Origin of the sequence: Candidatus Nanohalococcus occultus (assembly GCF_029207735.1) — an archaeon.
GTDB lineage: Archaea > Nanohalarchaeota > Nanosalinia > Nanosalinales > Nanosalinaceae > Nanohalococcus > Nanohalococcus occultus.
In genome coordinates, this window is record NZ_CP104395.1 from 129,108 (window position 1) to 153,243 (window position 24,136).

Below are 24,136 nucleotides of genomic sequence, written 5' to 3' on the forward strand. Positions count from 1 at the left end.
AATGTGTTAGATATGTTAAAAGAATGATCAGCTAAGAGATCGGAGGCGGCGGAGTGTTTTCTCTCAGGCCGTATCCAATAAAAGCAACGAATCCGTAATACATTGTATTATGAAGAATATCGATGACTCCGCGATCACTCGTGATGGAAAATCATTAATCGTAGCCCACGATCACGGCCTAGAACACGGCCCGGAGGACTTTGAGCCGAACCCGGAAAGCGCGGACCCGGAACATGTATTCGAAGTCGCACAACACGAAGCGGTAACAGCCCTAGCACTTCAGAAAGGTCTCGCAGAACATTACAGAGAGTTCGGCGGCGACACGCCGCTACTAGTCAAGCTAAACGGTAACTCAAATCTCTGGAGTCCGGAGGATCACATGTCATATCTCAACTGCTCGGTAAAGTACGCTGTCGAAGAGCTAAATGCTGATGCGGTCGGATTTACCTTCTATGCGGGCAGCGACAACGAAGAGCGGATGGCACAGGATTTCAGACGTATACAGGAAGAAGCCAGAAAGTACGATGTATCTGTCGTAATGTGGGCTTACCCTCGAGGACATGGAATCGAAAGCAGTGAAAAGTACGAAGGCGATACTGATCCTGAAGTCATTGCCTATGCGGCAAGACTCGGGCTTGAAATGGGAGCGGACATGGTAAAATGCAAGTACCCTGGTCTCGAAGGCTGGAAAGACGTTGAAGAAGTCACATCACGTATGAAAACCGTAATGTCCGGGGGTTCGAAGGCAAGCGATGAAAAATTCCTCTCAGATGTCGCCGGCATGATAGAGGCCGGAGGAAACGGGCTTGCGGTAGGTCGAAATGTTTTCCAGCGAGAAGATCCTGAATCAATTCTCGACAGCCTGGAAAAAGTAATCTACGAGGAAAAAACTGTAGAAGAATCTCTATGAGTCACGAAACTGCTGGGAAAATCTTCCAGGCGGTTGTAGAGACCGCCCCACATATTTCATCGGGAATGTTACATCGCAGAGAGTATGTGGGAGAGGAAAATCCCAGCGATGAAAAACAGTTCGAGGCCGATATATGGGCAAACGAGATGATCAAAGAGAAGATAACCGAGATCGAAGAAGTCGGAGAGTTCGCATCAGAAGAGGAAAAACACATAACTGACTGCGGAGAAGGCGTCTCTGTCGCCGTAGATCCGCTCGATGGCTCTTCAAATATCCCTACGAATAATATAGTAGGGACGATAGTCGGAGTTTACGACAGCAAGCTTCCGGCAAGTGGAAAAAATTTGATAGAGGCATTCTATGTTGTTTACGGTCCTATAACTTCTATAATCAGATCTGACGGAAAAAGAGTTGATGAATACGTAATTGAAACCGATAAAGATGATGCTGAAGCTGTTTTAGTCGCAGAAGGCCTTTCAATGCCTGAACCTACTGTTTACGGGTTCGGCGGGAACAAAGGCTGGAAAGACCCTTTCGACAGCCTCGAAGACAGTCTTAACGACGATCTAAAGCTGCGTTACGGTGGCGCACTGGTAGGCGATGTCAACCAGGTCTTACATCATGGAGGCGTGTTCGGATATCCGGCCAAAGAATCTGCTCCTGATGGAAAACTGCGTTTACAGTTCGAAGCCATACCTATAGGATTCATATTCGAGACTATGTCTTCAGGCGCCTCTACAGATGGAGAGAAAAGCTTAACGTCTATAGAACCTGTTGAGATTCATCAGAGAACGCCGGTTTTCATAGGTAACGCTGGGATGCTCGATAGAATCGAGGAACAACTCTGAATATGTAGTAATGTCCCAAAGAATTTAAAAAACCGGCGCAAATAGAGTATGTGGCAGAGAAACTAGATCGAAAACCTGTAGAACATACGGCTTTGAAAAATGAAGAACATGAGTTGAAAGCTGTTCTGGAAGCTAAGGCTATATCCACGGTTGAAGATGTGTATAATGCGCTTGGAGAGGAAAAAATCGATTTTGTGGGTTATAATGATGTGGAAAGAACACGGAGCGGGGCAGATATTTCTGGAGCGGATTTTGAGGACAGAGAATATCTTATAGTTCCAGAGTATGCTTCTCAAGAGTTCAGCGCCGATACTAGCTACGCTGCGGTCAGAGGAGAGGTTGTAAAAGGCATGGAAGGATATCTCAGGGCTTACCGCGCTGGCGAATCATACCTGGTTCTTCAAAAGTAATCCATAATGTTTTCACGGTCGAAGATGTTTTCCTCGCCAACCTGTTTTTTCAGCTTCTTGGCGGTTCTCTTCCCTATAAGCTTCTTTAACTTCTCGAAGGAGACTTCACGGATGTCCTCACGGTCTCTGATCCCGTGATCGTAAAGCTTCCGTGCGCGAACCCTTCCAATCTGATCGTACTTAACTAAACTCAGTAAATCCTCTCCTATGCCGTGTTTCAACCGCACACGCAGCTTCTTCAGATCGTTCTGTACATCGATCTCTTTCATCCGCGCCAGTTCCTGTGCGCTGTAAAGCAGCCAGTCCGCATTACGGGTCTTGGCCCGAACGCCGCCTGGAGCGGTATCGTATTTGTCCATTATGCTTTCCTCATCTTTCTCATTGATCCATGCCTTCAACATTAAAGAGGTTTTCAGCGACTCCAGGAACGAATCATACTCGGGATCCCACTCGTTCGGCGCGGACTCCAGAAGATACTTTTTCGCATCCAAAAGAGTCTGTGCGATGTCTTGGTACTCCTTGTTTTTGACCCGCAGATTCCGTATCTCGGTTGTTCGGCACGCCATAAACAGGTAAGAAAGGGCCTCGGTGTTTTCTCTTTTCTCAGCTCTCTTCATACACTGAATCATGTTGTAAGCGCTTTCCGGATCGATGTAGAGTTCGGATACTCTCCGCCCGGTCTTGGTTGCCTCCATACCAGTCTCTTCTAGAAAGTCGAAGTCTCGGAGTTGGTCGACAACTCTTTTGACCTGCTGTTCGACCTCGCTTAACTCTCCGTACTGGAAAGCATACAAGGTCTCCGAGTAAAACTCCAGTAAGCCTTCCATGGATGTACAGAAACCGGAAGCGACGAGTGAAAGCGTATGCATTCTCAAAACCGGTTCGGCCGCCAGCTTCGACTGGATATGCTCTGACTGGCCGAAAATATAGCGCTCTCGTATCTCATCAGGCATTCCAGGCTGCTTGGCTATAGATATAGCTTCTCCCTGGTCATCGTACTTCGGTCGGCCGGCTCTTCCGCAATTGTGAAGCACCGTTCTTGATCCGGTAATGTAATTGTGGTTATCTTCTACTTCGATATTGTACACTTTATTTGCTGATTTCTCGGTTATCGATATTATTCTGCTATGTTGTGACTGCTCTTTACGGTGTTCATTCGAGTCATGGTAATTGCTATAGCTTTCGCTTTCTATTTCTGCCTTAACAGGGTTTATTAGAGATGAAAGTCTGTTAACACTGTGCTTGGATCGTATTTTGAGCGAATAGCTATTCTTATTTACTTCGTATTCTTTTCCTTTAATCTCTATATTTTCGATAAACTGAGAATCTATTCGGGATTTTATATCAAAAGAACTGAGCAACTCCTGTAGATCTCCAGAGAATTTTTTACTGGAAGTGGAAAAATGTATTCTAAGCTTATTTTTCTCATCGTTCTTGTAGTAAGATCCGTCTCCATCGAATACGCCCTCTATGAATGCTGCTTGTAGTTTTTCAGGTAGCTGATAGATCAAGTCACTTATCTCGGTTTTCTGAGATTTGTTTCCGTAAGGTATCTTAAATGACTCGTTCAGAACCTGTGCTAGGAGCGTGTTACCTACTTCTATCCTGTGGGTTCCGTCTCTTTCTTCCTCGTAGCACTCAAGTCCGAGAGAACTGAAAACGGATTTCGCCTTATCTATGATATTTTCGTCGGTGTTGAAGACTCTGATAGATGTGTAAGTGCTACCTGCTCTCTGGTCTGTCGTCTTGTTCAGGTTTCCATCTGTTATGATTAGACCTATAAGCCACATGAAGTCCTCGGAAATCCTTTCCGGAACTGCGATTTTATTACCGTAGCTGCTCTTCATGTAGTCGATCTTACTGGAGATCTCTTGGGGCTCCGTACCGAGCTTCTCACATGCCTTAAGAACGCCTTGTAAAGGTATTGCTTTTCTGTCATTCTTGTAGTGATATATTGTAGAACTGCTTATTCCAAGCTCTTCTGCAATTTCTTCGTCAGTTAGACCTGAATTGCTTTTGTAACGTTTCAGTAGATCTCCGCATCCTACGACGTAGCAGTCTTCTGGGAAGAGCTGGTGGAAAAAAGGATTTCGGTTACAGATTCGGCTATCGGCAGTTTTCAGTAGGTCTCCTTCTTCAAGATTTTTGGCGTTTTTCCATTCGTTATTGTATGTAAGCACAGGGTGATTTTCTGTTAGCTGAAAGCTCCCGGTCTCAGTCACAATTTCAAGAACCGTATCCTCTTCACGCTGATAATGCTCTGTCACCTCACAGCTTTCTAACCGGTCATCCTCTGTATTGTAGGAAAGAACCTCCAACTTTTCCTTATTTTCCACTATCTTACCTATCTTCTTCATCCGTCCATCAGGCAGACATATTTCCTGTCCATATGGAAGACACATCTGCTCGTACTCTAGGGTCGGGATAAAATCCATGCCGTCGCCGGTGTACCGTTTCAAGTCCCTCATGATGACTCTGTAAGCCGGCAAGTTGACTCCTGCGGCCAGTGTCGGGGTCGCAGAAACCGTACGGACCAGTCCTTCTCGGAACGCATCTTCCACCAGCTCTCTTTGCTTGTTGACAAGCCCGGCGTGATGGAAGGCAGCTCCTTTCCGAACGTTTTCTGCCAGCCGCTTACACTGAGATGTCGGAGAACCTAGGACGTTTTCGATCCGGTCCGCATAATCTTTGAGTTTTTTGCGCTCATCTCGGCTTAAATCCTCCGTCGTTATCTTTCCGGCCCGATCACTGGATTTTTCAGAGCCTTTTCGCGAAGAACAGAAGACAATTGCTTGTTTGTCGATGTTTAAAGTATTCTGTATTAGGTTTATCGAGCCTCTACCGTGTTTGTCCTCGATAAAGACTTTTTCCGACTCAATCTCTTCTTTCTCTTGTTCTTTTACTTCGTTGCCGGTTGAGAAACCTCCGACCTTCGTGCCTTCGAGTTTTCCGCCCGGTTCGGGATTCTTGTTCGGTATCGAGTTTTCCTCTATGGTTTCCTCGCTGTAAAACTCTATTTCGTTGTCCCAGTAGACTCCGTGTTTTAACTCGACGGGCCTGTACTTCGATTCGACCAGCTCGGCATCCAGCCAGTCAGCCAGCTCATCGCTGTTCGAGATCGTAGCTGACAGTCCCAGCAGCTGGAAATCAAGTATGTCCCGGAGCCTTGCGATAGTGACTTCCAGGGTTGGACCGCGGTCCGGGGAGGTGATTAGATGTATCTCATCGATTACAACCAGTCCGATCTCATGGATCCAAGACGGGTTGTGCCGAAGCAGGGAATCAAGCTTCTCGGAGGTGGCCACAACTATATCTGCCGTTGAAAGCGATTCTCCGGAGTCATCGTGATCTCCGACCGCTATCCGGACATCTTGATCTTCGAAACGCTCGCTGAAATCCTGGTATTTTTCACTCGCCAGCGCCTTCAAAGGCACGATGTAGATAGCAGTCTTGTTGTTCTCCACTACCTGTTTGGAGATCCCGATCTCCGCGATCAAAGTCTTTCCGGAAGCCGTCGGAGAGGCAATTATCATGTCCTCGGCGTCCAGAAGACCAGATTTGACGGCATCCTGCTGAGGTGGATTCAGGTCCGTGATTCCAGAGTCGAGAAAGCCTTCACGAATCCCTTCGGGAATATCTAGATTTTCTACTTTCATATCTAACAACCTCTATTCGAAATCTTAACAGTGCTTGCGGTACTTGACGAAATCAAAACCTTCGCGTTCATCTCTCCGAACTTCCCTCCAGTTCCCGTCTTCGAACTCCGGGAAAAACGTATCTCCCTCATAGCGCTCATGGATCTCGGTCAATATCATGCGGTCCGCATCTTTCAAGGCCTGTCTGTAGACTGAAGCACCACCTATCACGAAGGCTTTTTCAGCCAGCTCGTCTGCGATCTGGTAGGCCTCATCCAGACTGTTCGCTGATCTTACACTCTCTTTGGTGTGATCGAAGCCTGACCGGCTCAAAACAATGTTGGTCCGGCCGGGTAGAGGCCGGTGGCTTTCCGGAAGCGACTCGAAGGTTTTACGCCCCATTATAACCGGATGGCCGGTGGTCTTTTCCTTAAAATGCTTTAGATCCTCCGGGATTTGCCAAGGTATCTCTCCGTCTTTACCTATAGCTCTGTTTTCCGAAACTGCTGCGATTATAACCTTCTTCATTACTGATTCATCCTCTGTTTTAACTCTCCAAGCAGATAGAGCGAGCCGGTTACAATCACGGGGTCTCCTTGATTCTGGGAACGTGCTTTCTCAGCAGTCTGTTTGTACTCCATCACTCTGCTACCGAGAAACTCAGGCCTTCATGTGGATTGTAGCCTTTCAGTTTGAAGTCTTCATACTTTAACTCATCGAGATCCTTGTCGGCAATTTCCATCGCCGGACGCTGCCTTGGCTCCCGAGAAAGCTGCTCTAAAAGACCTGGAACGTGATCGTGACCTTCCTCGTCTTCGTCTTCGCTTGGAGCATTTTCCTCAATCCATTCCTTGACCTCAAGGAACTCTTCTGGTTTCTCACAGTCTCTGACCTTCTGTTTTAACTCCTCTATGTTCTCGCTGTACCACTCGCCGCGCTCGCCTTTACCACAGTATATATGGGCATCGACAATCGTATGGGCGAACTCTCCTAGCTTGAAACCGGTTTGTTCCGCGATTATCTGAGTTATCAAAGCATAGCAGGCGATGTTAAACGGTATTCCCAATGCTATGTCTCCAGACCGCTGGGTTAGATGTGCGTTAAGCTTCCCGTCCTGAACGTTTAACACAAGCATCGCATGGCACGGAGGAAGACCAGAGACTTCGGCATTGGCAGGATGCCAAGGTGTTATAACAAGTCGACGCGAATTAGGGCTTCTATCCGGGTTATCATCGTTTAAAGTATCTATTACGTACTGGATCTGATCGATGGTTAACTCGCCGTCTTCTTCGTTGACCCAGTTGGTCTCTTCATCCGCCCATGCTTCTCCGTCAAGATGCTTTGACTCATCTGGTACCGGGTAACGACGCCAGAAACGCCCGTAAGCAGTCTCTAAGTTGTCGTCTTCGTCGGCCCATGCGTTCCAGATCTTTGTATGTTCTTTGAGGTTCTGGATGTGGTGTTCGCCGGAAAAGTACCAGAGCAGCTCATGTATCAAAGAGTTCCACCGGTAGCCGCTCATGTCTTTGGTTGTGAGCAGCGGAAAACCCTTCGATAAGTCGATCTTGTGGAACTGGGAGAAGGTCGATAAGGTATCTGAGTCAGTTCTGTTCGGTCTGTAGTTTGCGTTTTCAAGTACTGTTTCAACGAGCTGCTGGTACTGTTCCATGATCCGGGTTTCGGAGAGTAACTATTCAAATCATGTGGTTAGAGAACTCAATCGGTTTAAAAATAATTCTATTTTGTTACTCATGGCTAACCAAAAACAGAGCTTCCTGGAGAAGATGCTGCGCCATGAGCTGAGAAATCAGTATGCGTCACTAGAGGCATCTCTTAGGCTTCAGGAAAACGGCGGAGATCCAAGTCTTGATATTGAAGGCCATGAAAAAGAGCTTCAGACTGCTCTCAATGTCATAGATTGCTATGTGTCAAATGTAGATATTCTTGGCCTCACAGAAGAGGAGTTCCCGGCTGTAGAGTTTAACTTCGATGGAGATCTTGGAGAAAAACTCGAGTACTGTAGAGAAAGGATAAAGGAGGTTGAATCTCTCAACAAGAGTACACATAGCGGCTTAAGTTCTTCTTACCTGGAGTTAGAGGAGTTCCTTGAGCCGTTGACTGAGTTTGGCGGCGATGAACTCGTCTTGAATTCTGAGGCGGCTATGGATAAATTGGTTGCTCTCGATGCCGGAGCCAGGCCTGCTGTAAACACTATAGGCAAAAATTATGTGGAGCATGGAAGACCTTCGGCCGCTGAGTTAGGACGCAAACCCGAACTTGAAATCGAGGTAAAAGAGAATCTCACGCATTACGAGATCGGTATAAATGATAACGGAGTCTATGAGGAAGGCAGCGGAGCAAAAGGAGAGGGTTTGAGAATAATAGATGCTGTCGCAGAACTCTACGGTATTAAAGCTGACTATGGTCTAGAGGACTCGGCGGATTTCGGATACGCTCTAGAAGTTCCTAAGCCCTCGGCCGCAGCTTTTCTCGAAAACTATTGAAACCAGATTTTTCAGCCGGAAAAAACTTCTAGCAGTGTTTTAGATTTCCAAACAGCACAAAACCTGTTTACAACACTATGTATGTACTGTTGTCTATACTTAGACATAGAATTATATACATTAAGCTCGCTGGATTTTCTCACAGCAGTTCCGGGCGGATGGAGACTCTGACTGGTGAAATCGTGGTTTGTGTTGAGAACTCCGATCAGGGTTTCGCACAGTACCCGGATGCACCGAAACCTGCTGGTACTTGCTAATGTAAGGAAAAGCATCGGAAAAAGCCTGTTTAAGGCTCCAGCTAGTACTTGACCTTTGAGTTCTCGTAAAGCGGGAACTCTTCAAGTATCTCCGATACTTTCTCCTTCATTTTTTCTTCCATTTTTCCGTCTTCAGGATTCTTGACTCTCCGTGCTATCATCTCGCCGATCTGCTCTAACTCTTTTTCTTTCATTCCTCTGGTCGTCAGCGCAGGCGTTCCAAGTCTTATCCCTGAGGTTACGAAAGGACTCTCCGGGTCGTAAGGCACCATGTTCTTGTTACAGACAACGCCGATCTCTTCAAGCAGGGATTCGGCTTGCTTGCCAGTGACTTCCTCGTTGCGAAGATCCACTAAAACCAGGTGGTTGTCGGTTCCGCCTGAAACCAGCTTCAAACCTTCATTTCTTAATCCTTCAGCTAGGGCCTCTGTGTTCTTAATTATCTGTTCGGCGTATTCCTCGAAGCTATCGCGCTGTGCTTCCTTGAAGCTGACTGCTTTCGCTGCGATCTGATGCATCAAAGGTCCGCCCTGAGTGTACGGAAAGACTGCCTTATCGACGTCTTCGGCGTACTTTTCCTTACACAGAATCATTCCGCCACGTGCGCCCCGGATCGATTTGTGGGTCGTGGTTGTAACGATATCACAGTGTGGGAAAGGCTCGGGATGTTTGCCGCCCGCGACTAATCCGGAAATATGAGCAATATCTGCCATCAGCAAGGCATCGACCTCATCAGCTACTTCGCGGAACATCTCGAATTCGAACTCGCGTGGGTAAGCCGAGTACCCCATGACTATGAGATCCGGATCGTGTTCTCTAGCGGCCTCTAAGATGTCTTCTTTTTCGAACCGCTCGGTCTCTTTGTTGATAGCATAGGTTCCGAAATCATATAGCTCGCCTGAGAAGTTAACGCCGTGTCCATGAGTTAAATGGCCGCCGTGGGCTAGTACAGGCCCCAGTATCTTATCGCCTGGATCTAAAACTGCCGCATACGCTGCGAAGTTCGCCTGGCTTCCGGAGTGTGGCTGAACGTTCGCGTGGTCGCCGCCAAAAAGATCCAGGGCGCGTTCTTTCGCTAAGTTCTCAACTTTATCGTGGTGTTTACAGCCCGCATAGTACCGGTTTCCGGGATATCCTTCCGCGTACTTGTTTGTCATAACCGATCCCTGTGCCTGAAGTACCTGTCTCGGCACAAAGTTCTCCGAGGCAATCATCTCCAGGGATTCGGATTCTTGTCTCTCTATCTCATCGTTCAGTGCTTGGTAAACTTCCGGGTCGGCATCTTCCAGATCGCGGTGTTCCATACCTCAAGGTTCTAAGGAACTACTATTTTTGTTTCGGTTCCGGGAATCGAACTCTTGTTACTCGTCGAGCAGCATATAGACTATCATCTGGAGTATTTCAACGAATACGCCCATGTATGCCGTGTAAAGTCCGATTCCGTTCATGAACGGCTGGCCAGGTTTGACCTTGACTCTGTAGATCTGATCGACAAGGTACACTATGAAGCCGATTAAAGCAAGGAAGAATGCGAAAATAATCATTCCTGCGCTGAACGTTCCTACAAGCGACAGTCCGAAAACCCCTAGGAAGATGTAGTTAGCGTACTTGCCCCACGAGGAAAAATCGTGGTCGGTGCCAAACACTGCTAGGCCGCAGATCACTGCTATAGCAGTTGTTGCAACGGCTGTGGTTCCAAGCGCCAGTGCCTGTATAGACGGACTAAGCATCGAGATTACGCCTGCTCCGAACATTCCGTAAGCGAACTGGACCAGCGATGTTCCGCCGACCGCCATTCCTGTGTTGCCGTCACGGACTCCTCTTTTAGCTATGAAAAGACCTGCGGAAAGCAAGACTCCGTAAACCGCGACTCCTATTATGAAGTGGTTGAAAAGCACATTATTAGCTGCCGCAAGCGGTGTAAAGGCAAATGCCCAGATAACTCCGATATTTAACAGTATTAAACCGGTTGCGACCGCCAGGCTTTCCAACTCTCCTTTTTGGAACATACCAACTTATGGGTTTCAAACCGTTAAAAGAGGAGATGTAGTTAAAATCGTTCGGCTCTAAAACCCGGATGTGAAATCAGAGTCTTACCCGGGAACTTTTATCGTAATTGAAGGCGCAGACGGCGCAGGCACCACCACGCAGGCAAAAAAGCTGGCTGACCACTTAGATGCGCACTATACCTACGAACCCTCCAAGAGCAAGATAGGTGTCAAGGTCGATGAGCTTATATCCACTGATGATAGCTCCGCTGATACAGTCGCTCTAGCTTTCGCAGCCGACCGTATGGTGCATTTAGAAGAGGAAGTTATCCCAAAGCTGGAGAAAGGTGAGACTGTTGTCTGTGATCGTTACTATCACTCCTCGCTTGTATATCAGCCGTTGATGGGCGAAGACTTCGAGTGGGTGAAGTCTCTGAACCGTTCAGCTATCAAACCGGATCTAACGGTGGTGTTAGATGTTTCGGCAGAGGAGGGAATGGAGAGAGTTGAGCAAAGAGGTAAGGATGGAAACGTTTTCGAGCAGTTAGACTTCCAACAGAAAGTAGTTGTAAAATACAGAGAGCTTAAGCAGTTGGAAGAGCCAATAGAGTTTGTAGACGCTTCAAACTCCAAGGAAAAAGTATTCAACTCTGTAAAGGTAGCTCTAGAGGATCATTTACTTTAAATGCGGAATTATGCTTATTCGTGTTAAGGAATGGCCGATAACGTCGAGGAAACGAACTCAGGAGTAAAGAAAAAAGGAGAGTGGAAGGAGATCGCTGAGTTCAGCGAGGAAGTAGAGGAGGCGGTAAAAGACGCCGCTGACGAACAGTCGGTCAAGGAGTTCGAAGAATGGCGGCCGAAGGAGGAAGAAGCCGAAAACAATATGAAGCGGAAAACGGTGGAAAAGGCCCTCGTAAAAAAGAAGATATCTACTAAAGGAAAAGAAGACTTCAAAGATGCCTCTGAGAAAGCTCTCGAAGCCACTAAGAAGGTAACTACTGGCCAGAATCCCTCCAAAGAGATAAACCAGGCCTCGGAAACTGCTATAAGACCTTTCGCAGCCACAGTTCTAGGCGTCTTCCGCAGATTTGAATCCTTAGTTTACTCGAAAATAATTCTCAGAGGTAAAAGATACTACTTGGATACCGAAGAACTGTCTGCGGATATGAAATCAAGCAGATCCGGAGAATACGAGTTAGACGTGAATGTTAACTCGGATAAGTCCCGTCAGAAGTTAAAGGAGAAATTCAAGAATGCTAAGTGAGTTCGCACTCGGTTTAGCGTTCGCTGCCTCTATTTTCATGGGTGTTTCCATCGGTGCTTCGACAGTCGCATCGGCATTCGGACCTGTAAACAGTTCTGGAGGCGCAAACGTGCTAAGAAGCGCGATGCTCGCAGGTATATTCGCGCTTGCAGGGGCAATAGTTCAAGGAGGAAATACTACTAGGACAATTGGTTCAAATCTTTTAGCAGGTGAGATACAGGTAATTCAGGCGGCTATAATTCTCTCAGTTGCGGCCTCGTTGGTTATAATCAGTGTTCTGGGTGATTATCCGATGCCTACTGCGTTTACGGTCATAGGTGCTGTTATAGGAAGCGGACTGGGGTTGGGCAACACAGTTAACTGGGGTGTTTTGACGGGTGTTATTGGTTACTGGCTTTTGATTCCTCCGCTTGCCGCAGGAATGGCCTATGGGTTGGCTAAGGTTCTTAGAAGCAAGGTTTCTCGTCAAAATTACAAGAGTGAGATTCGCATAGGTCTTCTAGTTGCCGGTTGTTATCTTTCGTACTCGGCAGGGGCTTCAGCAGTAGGTTTGGCGGTGGGTCCGCTTACAGGAAACTTTTCTCTTTCTTTGCTGCTTGCTACCGGCGGTCTTGCCATGCTTTTAGGCACCTGGGTTTATTCTCCTCGTATAATCCGGGCAATCAGCTTTGATTATTCGAATGTCGGTCCTCGGAGGAGTTTTGCCGCGCTCGTAACTGCTTCAATTCTAGCACAGATAGGGATCTTCTACGGTATACCTATATCCTTCAATGAAGCGATTATCGCGTCCATGATAGGCAGCGGGCTGGTTAAAGGAACGGAAAACACTGATCACTCGAAGATTCTCCGTACTGCGGGGGCTTGGATGGCAGCGTTCTTGCTCTCAGCGGCTTTGACTTACGGGATAACTTTGCTGGTGTAGAAGGCATCTGCTTTTCAATTGTGACCACGAGTATCTTTTCATGAAACAGTTTATCTCCAGAATCAAAAAGGCATTTTCATCAAGTCCTCGCGTCGAAGAAATCGAGAAACTACCTGGTTTCGAGCTTGAAAATCAGGACGGAGAGATTGTAAACTCTAAAGACATTGAAAACGCCTTGCTCTACTTTTATCCGAAATCCGGTACTTCTGGCTGTACAAAACAGGCATGCGATCTTAGAGACAGTATAGAAGAGTTCAGCGATCTGGGCGTCGATGTTTACGGTATCAGCACTGATTCCGTTGAAAAACAGAAAGAGTTCCACGAAGAAAACAACTTGGATTTCGATGTACTTGCTGATCCGGAAGGACTGGCTGCTGAAAGATTCGGAGTTCTAACAAAAGCAGGTTTCGCCGAGCGAACAAGCTTTCTTGTCAAAAACGGCGAAATAGTGGAAGTATTCCGGAAAGTTGATCCGGAAAACCACGTAAAACAGGTTCTTGAATACTTGGATTAGTTTTCAGCTTCTTCCAGGCGCTTTGAGATCTTCAGGAACGCCTTTTTCTTTTTTCTCAATCCGTCTTCGAGTTTCCGGTCAACGAACTCCAGTAACTCTCCTATATCCTCTTCTGTCTGTCGGTATCCGCTTATATTGCGTTCTGCGTAGGCAATTCGGGTGTTAGTCCATTTATTCAGCTCTCTGCGGTGTCGCTCTACTTCTAGAGGGTTGTCTGCTTTCTGTGCGTAACGTTTGCTCAGGTCACGGAGGTCCTTGTAATCAAATGAGTTTTCGCTGTAAACTTCTAGCTCCTGAACTGACTCGGCGTCGTAAGACTGGGATACAGACATTAGAAGATATGAAAAGAAAAATGTGATATGGAGTTTTAATCCCGTAGCTCGGTCTTCCGGATCTCGAGCTGTCTGAATGGGTAGATGTCTTCTGCGATGTCTCTCAGTTCGTCCTGAAGTCTGTCCTCGAAGATCATCTCCATTACTTCGTGGTATGTTGCGCTGTTTGCTTCCTCGTCGATGAGGTCCTTCATCGCGTTTCTGACGTCTTTAAGCGTCTTGGAGGATGTGTTTCTGACTGTTGCGCCAACAACCTTGATTCTGACGGTTTTTCCGTCATCTGTTTTAGTATCGTGTACGAGATCGAATCTGTCGCTTCGCTTGCGGATCATCCGGGAGACGTACTCCTTGGATACTTCCATTCCTGCGATCTCTGTAAATGCTTTGTTTCCTTCTACGTCTGTAACCTTCAGGGTGACATCAGCGTAGTATTTGTCTGTGCCTTCCATTAGGTCTTCAAGTCCTTCACGCACCTTTCTGCCGACTACCTGAGAATCCTTTTCAGCAGGAGTCTCTGTAACTTCATCAGCATCGAATATTTCCGGTGCTTGGATTTCGTACCAGTTCTTCTGGATAACTGCCTTAGCCATGTGGGAAACCTCGAATCAAATCTTTATAAACGGACTGTTGAACCTGTAGGCTCAAACTCTTTCCGCGATAGCAGCATCCAGCTGATCGATAAACTCCTGTTTTTGATCCTGCGGGATCTTCGCTCCTGCTGCTACGTTGTGGCCTCCGCCCTCTCCATCGACGTCTTCACATATCTCGCCGATGATCTCTCCAAGGTTCAAGCCGTCTTCAACCATCTTCTTGTCCGCACGGGATGAGATCTTTAGTTTCTCGTCTTCGGTCTCGGCAACTCCCATGATCGCAGGAATCTCATCGAAAAACCCGTTGCTCATTGAGATCGTTGCTACGGTTCCTATAAACTCCTCGCTGATGTCGTCTTTGCCGTCAATGATTCCAATCGTCTTCTCGTAGATACGATCCTCATCGTCCTTGTTGTTTTCTACGTAACGCAGTGATTCCGATATTTTCCGGCCGTACTTGCGTGACATCTTGTTGATCAAGGTTTCATCGTTGGTGAGAAGGATTTCAACACCTTTCTTGGGTTCTCCAAGCCTTCCGCATGCGTTGATTACTGTGGAAAACTCATCGATCTCATAGCCGTTTTCCAGCATGTAGATATCGTTTAATAGAGACTGTACGTCGTAGCCGGATTCGATCATCCGGTGGATCAGCTTTCTCTCCTCGTCTTCGTCCAGATCGGCTAGTGAACGGAAGTCTCCGTCCTCTCTAAGGTCTATACCGGCGGATTTAACCAGCTGGATGGCTCCGCCCTCGTTGTTAGAAACTCCTTCCAGATAAGGATCGGTGGTATACATCAACGACTTCTGAAGCGGTTTGGTGGTTCGGCCGTAAAGATCAAGGCCTTGCCGTCTGCTTACAAACCCGTTTTCTACGGCTTCCTCTGCGATCTCCGAGTTTAACCCGATGAACTCTCCGTCCTGTTTCTGGACGTCTCCTGTCGCACCTACGAGCGCGAAACGGATCAAATCCTTGTTTCCTTCGGCATTAACTGCTTTGGCTAACAGGTAGGTCATTCCTGCGGCAGAAATTGCCTCTCCTCCATCGTAACCCAGGAAGTGAGGGTTCATGTGGATAAAACTTCCTTCTATCTGTGGTTCGTGGTGGTCGCTTACAATTACCTGTTTGTCTCCGGCGATATGTTCTTCTATTAGCTCGGACTGTCCTGAGCCGATGTCGACGAACAGTATAAGTTCTTCTTCGCATTCTGCGAGTCTTTCAACGCCCTCTTCGTATAGTTGTTTTACAATTTCGTACTCGAAGTCTTTTCCAAGTCTTTCAAGCATCTCGTGTGCGATCGTGGTGGCTGATATTCCGTCAGCATCGTACTGTCCTACCAGTCGGATCTTTCCGTCGAACTCCTTGAGTTTTTCTGCTGCGGGCTTAGCTGCGTCTAGAACATCTTGAACCATGTAACCACTAGAATATGTAAGAGGGCCGGAGCTTAAAACGGTTCTTACTCCTGGCCCCTTAGATGGGAGAATTTACTTCTCGTCTCTTACGTACTTCCAGTTCTCTGGAATGTTGCCGTTCTCTCTGTGGTACTTGGCGATACGTCGAATCTTGGCTTCAACCAGTCTTAGCTGTCTTTCAGCCTTCTGATCGTTCTGGTTGTCATGGTAGTGGTCCTTGATGCTTTCAGCCTTCTCAAGTAAGTTCTGAAGGTCTTCAGGCATCTCAAGAGCCATGTCCTCTTCTTCAAGTATCTCTGTAAGCTTGCTTCCTGTAACTGTCTTTACATCAGGGATTCCGTACTGGTCTCTGAGCTTGGATCCGATCTGAGCTGGCTTCAGGCCGTCTTCACGAAGCCTTACAATTAGATCGACTACTTCGTCTTCGTTGTAGTCTGTCCAGCGCGGAACCTTCTTGTTTACAGGGTTCTTGCTGCCGGACTTTCCGCCTCCACTGGAGTGCATACGTGCCATTAGTTATCTCCTCTGGAAACGAGTCCTGCGATTTTATCTTTAACTTCCGAAAGCTTGTCTGTGTAGTTGTTCATTGATTATCACATGCCGATCCGGTCGAGCAGCACTCTCCCGGTCTAAAATTTAACTCGATGGAAGACTTTTAAATCAGGTCTTGTAACGGCCACGCATCTCAACGTCTTCAAGCCTTTCGAACACTTCCTCGCTCTCCTCGTAGCCCGAGTATCCGTCTATGAATGCCTCCCAGCAGCTTTCAGCTTTTTCAGGGTGCGAGGACTCTAAAATCTGTTTGAACATGTGAAGATCCATTGCCCGGTCCTCGATCCGCTCCGAACGGAAGGAAAGCCCGAAATCGATTAAATAAACTTCATCCGATACTATGACGTTGCTGGTGGTGAGGTCTCCGTGAATAATATCTGCTTCGTGGATTTTCGCGAGGTTTTTACCGACTTTTTCGACGTTCGAAGCTGATAGCTGTTCTTTCAATGCGTTGCCATCGATTTTCTCCATACGGAGGCAGTATTCTTTCTCTTCAAGCACCTGCGGTACGTTTGCTCCGGCTCGGGCGGCTTGGCGTAGTGACTGTGCTTCTCTACTGTTTCGTTGTTCTCTTATCCTGTCGTCTAAATCGGGGTGTCTGTACTTTTTCGAGACTCTTTCCTTGGATACTTCCTCTCCTATATTTACCACTGCTTCTGCGCCCTGTAACTTCACGGCTCAAGGTTAGAAGGTAAAAATTATATTTCAACTATCCGAGTTTTGAAGCTGCTGTCTGATTTCCAGAATGTTTTTCCGCCTGAGTTCTTCTCTGTAGTTTTGATCGTGTAAAACGCCGTTGATATGTTCGTTTAACTCTTCGGAAGAAAGCACTTCTGCGAGGCTGACATACATTGCGCCTGCTTCAAGCAGCTCTTTAGCTTCATCTATTTCCGAAGAATTCACGATTATATCCGCATCGGTTTCAAGCTGGCTTATATGCTTTGAGATTTTTGTCGAAGGCACTGTAGAAATTATGAGACTTGCTTCATCTATTTTCGCAGTTTTCCATGTCTCATCATCCATTACATCTCCGAAAGTGTAGTTTTTATCCTCTTTCGATATCTGACTGATTTTCTCCGGGTCATTTTCTATTATAACGTAGTCTTGTCCTTCGATCTCGAGTTTCTCAGCGATTTCCTTGCCCTGTATGTCGTAACCTACGAGTATCACGTGTTCTTTCATATCTGACGGCACATCGGATTTTTCCTTAATCTTCCGGCTATTTACTTCTATCCAGTCGTTTTTTGAGACTGCTTCGTAAATCTCTTCTTCGTAGCGGCTTGTATAGGATGATATGATCATTGTGACTGTTGCGGCAAGTGTTATAGCATGGAATATTTCGAGTGCGATTGTTCCTGCGATGTAGGCCTGAATAGCTATTATCAGGGAGAATTCGCTTACTTGATCGAGGCTGAATCCTGCTAGATAAGAGGTTCTCTTATCGTAGCCGTTTGTCATCAGCAAAAGGCTGGTTATAACGGGTTTGATGATCAGGGTTCCGATTAAAAGTATCAAGGTTAGCGCAATAGCTGTTGGTTCTGGGTATGCGATCAGCGCGCCGAGTGATACGAAGAATATGGCTGAGAAAAAGTCTTTCAGCGAGCCAACTGAGTCAAGTATTTCGAGGTTGTGAGGGAACTTTGCTACTGCGAGTCCGGCAGCGAAGGCTCCTGTAACGATCGAAAGCTCAAGTAGCTGGCTTACTGAGATGAATACGGTTAGAAGCGTCAGCGAGCTTAGCATTAGAAGTTCCTCGGAGCCTTCTGCGAGAGCTGCGACATTATCGAAAACTATTTGTCGGAAAATAACTGCTAAAGCAATCATTCCTGTCAGCTCTAGGAAGTTCATGGCTAGAGCGTTCAGAGTCAGTGAGGATCCGATCACGGCTATCAGCGCCACGGCAAGTAGATCCTGCATCAGCTGGATTGATTCTGCGAGCCGTCCGTGAAGCAGGTCTGCTCGTATTTCTCCGTCTATCAGCTCTAATCCTACCATTGAGGAGCTGAATCCTGCTGCTGCCGCAAGATACAGCGAGTTCAAGGCGTTGAATCCGAATCCCTGTGCTATTACAAACATGGATGCGCCGGCTAAAGCTACTTGAACTAGCGTGGTTGTCGTAGTTTCGAATGCTGTGACTTTTATCCGGCTGAGATCTGCTTTAAGCCCGAAGATAAAGACTAGAAATGCTATTCCGAGCTGTGAAAGGTTAAGGAACTGTTCTTCGGGCAGGTAGCCGCCTATAAGTATTCCTCCGAGTATGTAGGCCGGTAGGATAGGGTGGTTCAGCCGGTCCATTATTAGTATCAGGAACGCGGAGGATGCGAAAACCAGTGTAAGAAGGTTGATCAGCTCGGACATCAGTTCCTACCTCCGTAACGTATCCGATCCAGCTCTGAAGATACCTCCTGTTTGAACAGCTCTCGGTCTTCTATGTAAAGCTGTACGTACTCGCTTAGCTTCTCGCCTGTAAGCATGTGTTTAATCATTACGTAATGCGCTCCCATTTCATAGAGTTCTCCGGCCTCCTCTAAGCTGTTGGCTTTTACAAATATGGTTGGCTTCCGTCCCGCGTACTCGATGATTTCCTTGCTGGCCTGGAAGTCAGAGGACATGTTCACAATAAGTTTAGCTTTCTTTATGCCGGCTGCGTTACGTATCTCCGAGTGCTTTACATCTGCGTGGATGAACTCGACCTCTGAACGAGCCAGCTCATCGATATTTTTCGTACCGTTGTCTATAACAACTATGTCCTCGAAACGGTCTTCGAGAATGTCTATAAGGTTTTTAGTGACGGTATCGTAACCTATTATCACCGCATGATTTTCGAGCTTCTTTATCTCTATATCTTGTTTGTCCTCCGAGTCGAAACGGGATAGTAAATGCTCGATCTTGCTGTAAATATCTCTGTTATAGTTTATGAGGTATGCTGACAGACTCATCGTGATCAAGGCCATCATGCTTAGGTATCCGATTATCTCGTCTCCTATGAATCCTTTTGCTGCGGCTGCTGCGCCAACTACGAGTGAGAACTCGCTGACCTGGGTCATGTTTATGCTTCCCAAAAAGGAGGTCTCTGGTGTGAAGTTCTCTCTGTCGATCAGGTAAAACATTATCAAGAAGTTTCCTGCCATTAATACTCCTGCGCCTATAAATGCTTCCTTCCAGTAAGCTGTCAGGCTAGCAGCATCTATCGATAGTCCTATGCTTGAGAAAAATATCATTATGAAGAAGTTGGTTATCGGTCTGACTCTTTCCTGTAGCTCCTGGCTGTAAGGTAACTGTCCTAGGCTTAATCCTGCCAGAAATGCTCCGACCTCTATGGATATTCCGAGGTAGCTGGCCAACGAGATGAAGGTAAAGGCCCAGGTGATGCCGTAGATCAGCAAAGCCTGTTTGTTGTCCGCTATACGTTCGAATATATCCGGCAGAATCCATCTGGATGAAACGAAGGAAAGTCCGGCGATCGCTCCTGACATTCCCAGTATCTTCAGTATGCTGGTCGCGACCTGGCTTACGTTTCCAAACGAGTCTACGCTCAGAACTGTCAGGGTGACAATCAGTATAATATCCTGTATAATCAGTACTCCTACATCTATCTTGCTTGGCAGGGTAGAGAGTTCGTCTTTGTCCGAAAGTATCTTGATAACGACCGGTGTGGCTCCGAAAACCGTTGCTACAGCCAGTACGGATGTCTCGATAAGTGTAAAACCGAGCATGTATGAAACTGCGAAAGCCAGGGCTGTCTGTAAAACTGTCTGTCCGAGCGCTATCTTCGTCACTGATCCTAAGATGTCTCTGATCTCCTCGAAGTCTAACTCTATACCTACGAGGAAAAGCAAGAATCCAAGCCCTAGCTCGGATATTAGACGGGTTAAGGCGCTCTCCGAGACCGCGTTCAAAAATACGGGTCCGAGCAAAAGCCCTGTGAAAATGTAGGCAACGATCGTTGGCTGCCCGGTCTTTTTCGTAAGAAATCCTAGCAAGGTTGCTGTTATGATTATCAGTGCGAAATCGAAGGGCAACACTAGCTCGGAGATCATCTAATTACTTTTTCGATTTCATCGCTCTTAATAGGTCCTTGTCTATACGTTTTTACCTCGCCGTCAACAATCTCTATGATACTCGAGGTAGGTCCGTCTTCAAGCTCTCCCACATCGATTACGCCATCAACCTTTTCCAGAAGCTCTTCAGAAATATCTTCGACTGCGTAACTCGTGTCTTCCCCGGAAATATTCGCAGAAGTAGCTGTGATCGGAAACTCTTCTGCCAGCTCTCGTGCTGTCTCTCCTGAGGAAATCCGGAAAACAAAATCCTCGTTGATATTCTCGGCCAGACCTTTCTTTTTCCGCGTTACAAGCGTCAGAGGTCCGGGCATGAACTCCGCTATAACCGCCCGTTCGTCTTCTGTCAGTTTTCCGTATTTTTCAGCCTGCTCAAGAGAGGATACAATCGTGGTTAACCCTTTGGATCGCGGACGTTCTTTAGCCTTGTAAACCTTTTCGACAGCTTCTGGGTTCCGGGCATCGGCTGCTATGCCGTAAGCGGTCTCTGTTGGGAAAATGATTATTCCTCCGTCTTCAATTGTTTTCCTTGCCTGTTCTAAATCCATGATACTTTTACCTCATCCGGTCTCCAGTTCGGATCAACCTGGCTGTCTTCAATTTCTGTCCTATCCCCGGCCTTCGCCTGGATGAGTCCTTGGTGGGCGATCATCGTTCCGTTGTCCATACAGTACTCTGGCGGCGGGAAGTAGGCTTTCGCTCCACGTTCTTCACACATCTTCGTCACCATCTCACGCAACCGTGTGTTCATTGCCACTCCTCCCGTTAAAAGCGCTTCGCTGCTTTGAGATTGAGCCATCGCTCGCTCCAGTGCTTCAACCGCTGCCGAATAGGCATACTCCTGGAAGGTGTTTGCGACTACCTCGTCTTTTTCATCTCCCACTTTCCGTTCCATATCTGTTACGAGACCGGAGTAGGATAGATCCATGCCTTTGATCGGATAGGTTGTCTCAATTATCTCGTCTGTTTTCTCGGCTAGTTTCTCGATTTCCGGTCCGCCGGGATGCGGGTAACTTAGTTTTCGGGCGAGTTTGTCCAAGGCGTTTCCAAGCGCGGTATCAAGTGTTTCTCCGATCACCCTGTAACGCCCGCTGCGGAACTCTACTATCTGTGTATTGCCTCCGGAAACGTAGAGTGTCGTCGGATTTTCCGCCTCAGTGGTACGGGTCCCGATAGATATGTGGGCAAGACAGTGGTTAACTCCGATCAACTCTGCGCTGTACTTGAGGGCGAGCGTACGGGCAATGACCACACCGATCTCAAGGCATTGTTGGATGCCAGGTCCCTGTGAGAAGGCAACGGCATCGATCTCAGAGAGTTCGAACTCTGTCTTTTGATCTACCTCGTTAATTATCTGAAGTGCTTTCTGGTAATGGTGTTCGGAAGCTTCCCTTGGATGAATACCTCCTTCATCTGGCTCGAACATCGACTTTACATTACAGTGTATCTCGTCTTCGTCAACAACCCCGATTCCCAGCGTGTGAGCGGTACTTTCTATTCCAAGGACCTTCATGCTTGAATAACTCGGTTGAAACGTTAAATTAAGTGTTCGTCGATGTAGTTTTTCAGCTCCATCAAAGCCTTCTGCCTATGAGAAGTTTCATCCTTCAGACTAGGATCTTCTCCCCATGTCTTACCCTGTCCCTCTGGTTGGAAGATCGGATCGTACCCGAAGCCTCCGTCACCGCGTGGTTCAACTACTTGGCCTGAAATTTTGCCGGAAAACACTTTGTTGTCTCCGTCTGGAATGAAAAGACCGATAGCGGCTCTGAACTCTGCTCTAGCTCCTGGCTCAACTAGATCAAGAATCCTGTTTTTCCCTACTTTCCGATCGAAGAATGCGGTCTGCGGGCCGGGAAAACCGTTTAACTCATCTATAAACAGTCCGGAGTCATCGGCGATTAGGAAAGCATCTTCGATATCTGTTTTCTTCGCGGCCTGTTCTAGCTTTGAGAGCGCTATATCCTCTATCGAGTCAATACTTGGCTCGACTGTTTCAATATCTAGCTGTTCGACTTCACAGTCAAGAACGTTGTCCGCGTGGTTGACTTTTCCGCTGTTGCCGGTGGCGAAGTAGATCTTCATTGAGCTCTAAGTTTTTCCAAGATTTTTTCATTCATATGTAGGTAGGAGCCTGTTAGTATTATGGGCAGGGCTATCAGCAAGAATTTCCCCGTTTCTAGATCTAGAGATTCCTGGATAGAGTAGCCGAATGAAGTAATTGAAAATAGAAGAAGCATCTGTGCTATCATTAGATTTACTTTATTTCTTTCTAAAGCCTTTCTCAGCTCTGAAATAGGATTGTCCTTGGATTCTTCTATAGAATCTGGCGCAGGATTTGAATCTATTAACGTGTTTGAGCTCCATCTGTCTATTGATATTACAATAGAAAGAAATATAGATGAGAAAAGTAGTCCAAAGCCAAAGTAGAAGCTCCATTCAGACGTAAATGTCGTAATTCCATTTCCATTAGTTTGAATTACGTATCCTAGACTCGAAAAAAGTAAACCAAGCAAGATTATACATATCCTAAAATTCTTGATCGCGCTTTCGTTAGTCGCCCGTAATTCTTCCACTAAGAGGTTTTTCCTAGAATTCATATTTTTACTTTTCACACAACCAAAATTAAATTTGTAAATGAAAATGAAAAAGAGAATATGTAGAAAGGGAGTTTTTACGAGTGCTTCGTGTAGCCGCACTTACCGCAGCTTTTGCGGTCTTCGTGTTCGGCGAGGAAGCTTCCACAACGAGGGCATTTTTCTCCTGCTGATTCGCCTCCGTCGTATTTCTCCCAGATCTGGACTTTCTGGTGTTTAGCCATTGTTCAAAACACCTCTAAACCTTCGACTCTAGCCAGTCGATGAATGTCGTACGGTTTTTATCGTCCTTCTCTGCCTGAAGAGCTTTCTCCCAGTCAACGTTTTCTAGGTCGTTGAGAGCGTCTTTCGCATCGCCGATTGTTCCTGATACAATCTCTGCGTAATCAACGTCTGATTCATCCGATTCGTCTTCTGATTCGGTCTCCTCGACTTCATCTTCTGCTTCCTCGGATTCTGTCTCTTCTTCCGTCTCCTGGTCGGCTTCGTCTTCTTCGGATTCTACTTCGGAGGCCTCATCGGCATCCATTTCCTCGAAGACGTCTCTTACTTCATCGACTGTTACTTTCTCCATGTCGATTTCCTGAACTTCTGCTGCTTCTTCGATCGCTGCTGCTGTCATGTTCTCAGCTTCTGCGATGATCTTTGCGATCTGTTCTGTCTTGGTCTCGCCGTCAACGGTCTCGTGTAGGATCTCTTCCGTTACATCGACGTTGCGGTGTTTGAAGTCTGGTAGCTCCTTCATGATCCGGACTTTCAGTCCGATTGCGCCCGGCTTTGTACGCGCTAGCGTGTAAGCCGAGTCAACGCTTTCCTTCGATGTGTTACCACATCTTTTGACGTATCCGTAGGAGAACTTCTCTGTCCGTCCTCGGTTACCGGAAAGCTTTCCGGAGATCTCGATTTCGACACCGATTACCCCGGATTCCTTGACGCGTCTGAGGTAGGTGTATCCTACTCTCTTTGCGCTTCCTCCTTTTTCTAGCCAGGAGGCCATGGACTTTGCGACGATCTCTGCGTCGCTGTCTGCGTCTTCGATTTCGTTTACCTCGATCTGAGGGTTATCGAACTCGAATTCTTCTTCCATGTCTGCTGTTAGCTCGCGGATTCTTGATCCGCCACGTCCAATAACTAGTCCTGGACGCTGTGCGTAGATAACGATCTTTGTTGATGTCGGTGTACGTACTAGATCTGAGTGAGAGTATCCTGCTCCTTCTAGCTCTCTTTCTAGGAACTCATCTAGTCGTACTTTCCTTGCTCCTTTGTCAATGAACTGTTTTTCTTTCATTCAAAGATCACCTCGGTGATCTTTTGCTTGTCCGGAATCTCTGTGAAATTC

The 24,136-nt window shown here is 46.9% G+C and carries 26 protein-coding genes; 8 read left to right on the forward strand and 18 right to left on the reverse strand.

What is annotated here, in order from left to right; all coding sequences use genetic code 11:
- Positions 1-109: 109 nt before the first annotated feature.
- Genes SVXnc_RS00735 through SVXnc_RS00745 form a run of 3 tightly spaced genes read left to right on the forward strand, consistent with a single transcriptional unit; the run spans position 110 to position 2,168 of the window.
- The gene (locus SVXnc_RS00735) at positions 110-910 is read left to right on the forward strand and encodes a class I fructose-bisphosphate aldolase (RefSeq protein ID WP_347722051.1); all 801 of its coding nucleotides are present in this window, start codon (positions 110-112) and stop codon (positions 908-910) included.
- The gene (locus SVXnc_RS00740; RefSeq protein WP_347722052.1) at positions 907-1,758 is read left to right on the forward strand and encodes a class 1 fructose-bisphosphatase; all 852 of its coding nucleotides are present in this window, start codon (positions 907-909) and stop codon (positions 1,756-1,758) included. The genes SVXnc_RS00735 and SVXnc_RS00740 overlap by 4 nt, the downstream gene beginning before the upstream one ends.
- Before the next feature lie 50 nt (positions 1,759-1,808).
- Positions 1,809-2,168, forward strand: coding sequence for a hypothetical protein (locus SVXnc_RS00745; protein WP_347722053.1), 360 nt, complete (start codon positions 1,809-1,811; stop codon positions 2,166-2,168).
- On the opposite strand, the gene SVXnc_RS00750 is transcribed toward SVXnc_RS00745, so the two are convergent.
- The 3 genes from SVXnc_RS00750 to thyA all read right to left on the reverse strand — a co-directional run bounded on the left by SVXnc_RS00750 (position 2,159) and on the right by thyA (position 7,472).
- Complete coding sequence (locus tag SVXnc_RS00750) at positions 2,159-5,824, reverse strand: DEAD/DEAH box helicase (protein WP_347722054.1); 3,666 nt, start codon at positions 5,822-5,824, stop codon at positions 2,159-2,161. The genes SVXnc_RS00745 and SVXnc_RS00750 overlap by 10 nt on opposite strands.
- A gap of 24 nt (positions 5,825-5,848) precedes the next feature.
- Complete coding sequence (locus SVXnc_RS00755) at positions 5,849-6,331, reverse strand: dihydrofolate reductase (RefSeq protein WP_347722055.1); 483 nt, start codon at positions 6,329-6,331, stop codon at positions 5,849-5,851.
- A gap of 112 nt (positions 6,332-6,443) precedes the next feature.
- Positions 6,444-7,472, reverse strand: coding sequence for a thymidylate synthase (gene thyA / locus SVXnc_RS00760; protein ID WP_347722056.1), 1,029 nt, complete (start codon positions 7,470-7,472; stop codon positions 6,444-6,446).
- Positions 7,473-7,554: 82 nt separating this feature from the next.
- On the opposite strand from thyA, the gene SVXnc_RS00765 reads away from it, so the two are divergent.
- Positions 7,555-8,307: a hypothetical protein gene (locus tag SVXnc_RS00765; RefSeq protein ID WP_347722057.1), complete on the forward strand. Its 753-nt coding sequence runs from the start codon at positions 7,555-7,557 to the stop codon at positions 8,305-8,307.
- Between the two features lie 298 nt (positions 8,308-8,605).
- Here the strand turns inward: SVXnc_RS00765 and SVXnc_RS00770 are convergent, their stop codons facing one another.
- A complete protein-coding gene (locus SVXnc_RS00770) occupies positions 8,606-9,868 on the reverse strand; it encodes a serine hydroxymethyltransferase (protein ID WP_347722058.1) in 1,263 nt (420 codons plus the stop codon).
- Between the two features lie 57 nt (positions 9,869-9,925).
- A complete protein-coding gene (locus SVXnc_RS00775; RefSeq protein WP_347722059.1) occupies positions 9,926-10,573 on the reverse strand; it encodes a Bax inhibitor-1 family protein in 648 nt (215 codons plus the stop codon).
- Positions 10,574-10,643: 70 nt separating this feature from the next.
- Between SVXnc_RS00775 and tmk the strand changes: the two genes are divergently transcribed.
- From tmk to SVXnc_RS00795, 4 genes are read left to right on the forward strand one after another with little or no spacing between them, the layout of a single operon-like run.
- Entirely contained in the window at positions 10,644-11,237 is a 594-nt protein-coding gene (gene tmk / locus SVXnc_RS00780; RefSeq protein WP_347722060.1) for a dTMP kinase, read from the forward strand.
- Positions 11,238-11,267: 30 nt separating this feature from the next.
- Positions 11,268-11,819 carry a DUF5828 family protein gene (locus SVXnc_RS00785; protein ID WP_347722061.1) on the forward strand — a complete coding sequence of 184 codons (552 nt, stop codon included), beginning with the start codon at positions 11,268-11,270 and terminating at the stop codon, positions 11,817-11,819.
- The gene (locus tag SVXnc_RS00790; protein ID WP_347722062.1) at positions 11,809-12,741 is read left to right on the forward strand and encodes an inorganic phosphate transporter; all 933 of its coding nucleotides are present in this window, start codon (positions 11,809-11,811) and stop codon (positions 12,739-12,741) included. The genes SVXnc_RS00785 and SVXnc_RS00790 overlap by 11 nt, the downstream gene beginning before the upstream one ends.
- 40 nt (positions 12,742-12,781) lie before the next feature.
- Positions 12,782-13,255, forward strand: a complete 474-nt coding sequence (locus tag SVXnc_RS00795) for a peroxiredoxin (RefSeq protein ID WP_347722063.1) — start codon at positions 12,782-12,784, stop codon at positions 13,253-13,255.
- Here the strand turns inward: SVXnc_RS00795 and SVXnc_RS00800 are convergent.
- From SVXnc_RS00800 to SVXnc_RS00860, 13 genes are all read right to left on the reverse strand, one after another.
- Positions 13,252-13,587 carry a hypothetical protein gene (locus SVXnc_RS00800; RefSeq protein WP_347722064.1) on the reverse strand — a complete coding sequence of 112 codons (336 nt, stop codon included), beginning with the start codon at positions 13,585-13,587 and terminating at the stop codon, positions 13,252-13,254. The genes SVXnc_RS00795 and SVXnc_RS00800 overlap by 4 nt on opposite strands.
- A gap of 35 nt (positions 13,588-13,622) precedes the next feature.
- Positions 13,623-14,177: an eS1 family ribosomal protein gene (locus tag SVXnc_RS00805; protein WP_347722065.1), complete on the reverse strand. Its 555-nt coding sequence runs from the start codon at positions 14,175-14,177 to the stop codon at positions 13,623-13,625.
- Positions 14,178-14,228: 51 nt separating this feature from the next.
- On the reverse strand, positions 14,229-15,587 hold the full coding sequence (recJ, locus tag SVXnc_RS00810; protein WP_347722066.1) for a RecJ family nuclease: 1,359 nt from the start codon (positions 15,585-15,587) through the stop codon (positions 14,229-14,231).
- Between the two features lie 72 nt (positions 15,588-15,659).
- A complete protein-coding gene (locus tag SVXnc_RS00815) occupies positions 15,660-16,100 on the reverse strand; it encodes a 30S ribosomal protein S15 (RefSeq protein ID WP_347722067.1) in 441 nt (146 codons plus the stop codon).
- Between the two features lie 147 nt (positions 16,101-16,247).
- Complete coding sequence (locus tag SVXnc_RS00820) at positions 16,248-16,814, reverse strand: KEOPS complex kinase/ATPase Bud32 (RefSeq protein ID WP_347722068.1); 567 nt, start codon at positions 16,812-16,814, stop codon at positions 16,248-16,250.
- Positions 16,815-16,844: 30 nt separating this feature from the next.
- Positions 16,845-18,497: a cation:proton antiporter domain-containing protein gene (locus SVXnc_RS00825; RefSeq protein ID WP_347722069.1), complete on the reverse strand. Its 1,653-nt coding sequence runs from the start codon at positions 18,495-18,497 to the stop codon at positions 16,845-16,847.
- Positions 18,497-20,179 carry a cation:proton antiporter gene (locus SVXnc_RS00830; RefSeq protein ID WP_347722070.1) on the reverse strand — a complete coding sequence of 561 codons (1,683 nt, stop codon included), beginning with the start codon at positions 20,177-20,179 and terminating at the stop codon, positions 18,497-18,499. The genes SVXnc_RS00825 and SVXnc_RS00830 overlap by 1 nt, the downstream gene beginning before the upstream one ends.
- The gene (locus SVXnc_RS00835; RefSeq protein ID WP_347722071.1) at positions 20,176-20,748 is read right to left on the reverse strand and encodes an L-threonylcarbamoyladenylate synthase; all 573 of its coding nucleotides are present in this window, start codon (positions 20,746-20,748) and stop codon (positions 20,176-20,178) included. The genes SVXnc_RS00830 and SVXnc_RS00835 overlap by 4 nt, the downstream gene beginning before the upstream one ends.
- Positions 20,739-21,713 (reverse strand): KEOPS complex N(6)-L-threonylcarbamoyladenine synthase Kae1, encoded by a 975-nt coding sequence (gene kae1, locus SVXnc_RS00840; protein ID WP_347722072.1) that lies wholly within the window; start codon positions 21,711-21,713, stop codon positions 20,739-20,741. The genes SVXnc_RS00835 and kae1 overlap by 10 nt, the downstream gene beginning before the upstream one ends.
- A gap of 23 nt (positions 21,714-21,736) precedes the next feature.
- Positions 21,737-22,285: a non-canonical purine NTP pyrophosphatase gene (locus tag SVXnc_RS00845; RefSeq protein WP_347722073.1), complete on the reverse strand. Its 549-nt coding sequence runs from the start codon at positions 22,283-22,285 to the stop codon at positions 21,737-21,739.
- A complete protein-coding gene (locus SVXnc_RS00850; protein WP_347722074.1) occupies positions 22,282-22,815 on the reverse strand; it encodes a hypothetical protein in 534 nt (177 codons plus the stop codon). Before SVXnc_RS00850 ends, SVXnc_RS00845 begins: the two co-directional genes overlap by 4 nt.
- 59 nt (positions 22,816-22,874) lie before the next feature.
- Positions 22,875-23,021, reverse strand: coding sequence for a 30S ribosomal protein S27ae (locus tag SVXnc_RS00855; RefSeq protein WP_347722075.1), 147 nt, complete (start codon positions 23,019-23,021; stop codon positions 22,875-22,877).
- Between the two features lie 14 nt (positions 23,022-23,035).
- Positions 23,036-24,085 (reverse strand): 30S ribosomal protein S3, encoded by a 1,050-nt coding sequence (locus tag SVXnc_RS00860; protein WP_347722076.1) that lies wholly within the window; start codon positions 24,083-24,085, stop codon positions 23,036-23,038.
- Positions 24,086-24,136 lie beyond the last annotated feature (51 nt).

Bases quoted from the DNA above. Each gene is read 5' to 3' on its own strand.
- kae1 (WP_347722072.1), bottom strand. From the start codon at position 21,713: ATGAAGGTCCTTGGAATAGAAAGTACCGCTCACACGCTGGGAATCGGG.
- SVXnc_RS00835 (WP_347722071.1), bottom strand. From the start codon at position 20,748: ATGGATTTAGAACAGGCAAGGAAAACAATTGAAGACGGAGGAATAATC.
- SVXnc_RS00735 (WP_347722051.1), top strand. From the start codon at position 110: ATGAAGAATATCGATGACTCCGCGATCACTCGTGATGGAAAATCATTA.
- SVXnc_RS00755 (WP_347722055.1), bottom strand. From the start codon at position 6,331: ATGAAGAAGGTTATAATCGCAGCAGTTTCGGAAAACAGAGCTATAGGT.
- SVXnc_RS00790 (WP_347722062.1), top strand. From the start codon at position 11,809: ATGCTAAGTGAGTTCGCACTCGGTTTAGCGTTCGCTGCCTCTATTTTC.
- SVXnc_RS00775 (WP_347722059.1), bottom strand. From the start codon at position 10,573: ATGTTCCAAAAAGGAGAGTTGGAAAGCCTGGCGGTCGCAACCGGTTTA.
- SVXnc_RS00785 (WP_347722061.1), top strand. From the start codon at position 11,268: ATGGCCGATAACGTCGAGGAAACGAACTCAGGAGTAAAGAAAAAAGGA.
- SVXnc_RS00855 (WP_347722075.1), bottom strand. From the start codon at position 23,021: ATGGCTAAACACCAGAAAGTCCAGATCTGGGAGAAATACGACGGAGGC.
- SVXnc_RS00770 (WP_347722058.1), bottom strand. From the start codon at position 9,868: ATGGAACACCGCGATCTGGAAGATGCCGACCCGGAAGTTTACCAAGCA.
- SVXnc_RS00805 (WP_347722065.1), bottom strand. From the start codon at position 14,177: ATGGCTAAGGCAGTTATCCAGAAGAACTGGTACGAAATCCAAGCACCG.
- SVXnc_RS00795 (WP_347722063.1), top strand. From the start codon at position 12,782: ATGAAACAGTTTATCTCCAGAATCAAAAAGGCATTTTCATCAAGTCCT.
- SVXnc_RS00740 (WP_347722052.1), top strand. From the start codon at position 907: ATGAGTCACGAAACTGCTGGGAAAATCTTCCAGGCGGTTGTAGAGACC.
- SVXnc_RS00750 (WP_347722054.1), bottom strand. From the start codon at position 5,824: ATGAAAGTAGAAAATCTAGATATTCCCGAAGGGATTCGTGAAGGCTTT.
- thyA (WP_347722056.1), bottom strand. From the start codon at position 7,472: ATGGAACAGTACCAGCAGCTCGTTGAAACAGTACTTGAAAACGCAAAC.
- SVXnc_RS00825 (WP_347722069.1), bottom strand. From the start codon at position 18,497: ATGTCCGAGCTGATCAACCTTCTTACACTGGTTTTCGCATCCTCCGCG.
- SVXnc_RS00765 (WP_347722057.1), top strand. From the start codon at position 7,555: ATGGCTAACCAAAAACAGAGCTTCCTGGAGAAGATGCTGCGCCATGAG.
- SVXnc_RS00860 (WP_347722076.1), bottom strand. From the start codon at position 24,085: ATGAAAGAAAAACAGTTCATTGACAAAGGAGCAAGGAAAGTACGACTA.
- recJ (WP_347722066.1), bottom strand. From the start codon at position 15,587: ATGGTTCAAGATGTTCTAGACGCAGCTAAGCCCGCAGCAGAAAAACTC.
- SVXnc_RS00830 (WP_347722070.1), bottom strand. From the start codon at position 20,179: ATGATCTCCGAGCTAGTGTTGCCCTTCGATTTCGCACTGATAATCATA.
- SVXnc_RS00815 (WP_347722067.1), bottom strand. From the start codon at position 16,100: ATGGCACGTATGCACTCCAGTGGAGGCGGAAAGTCCGGCAGCAAGAAC.
- SVXnc_RS00800 (WP_347722064.1), bottom strand. From the start codon at position 13,587: ATGTCTGTATCCCAGTCTTACGACGCCGAGTCAGTTCAGGAGCTAGAA.
- SVXnc_RS00845 (WP_347722073.1), bottom strand. From the start codon at position 22,285: ATGAAGATCTACTTCGCCACCGGCAACAGCGGAAAAGTCAACCACGCG.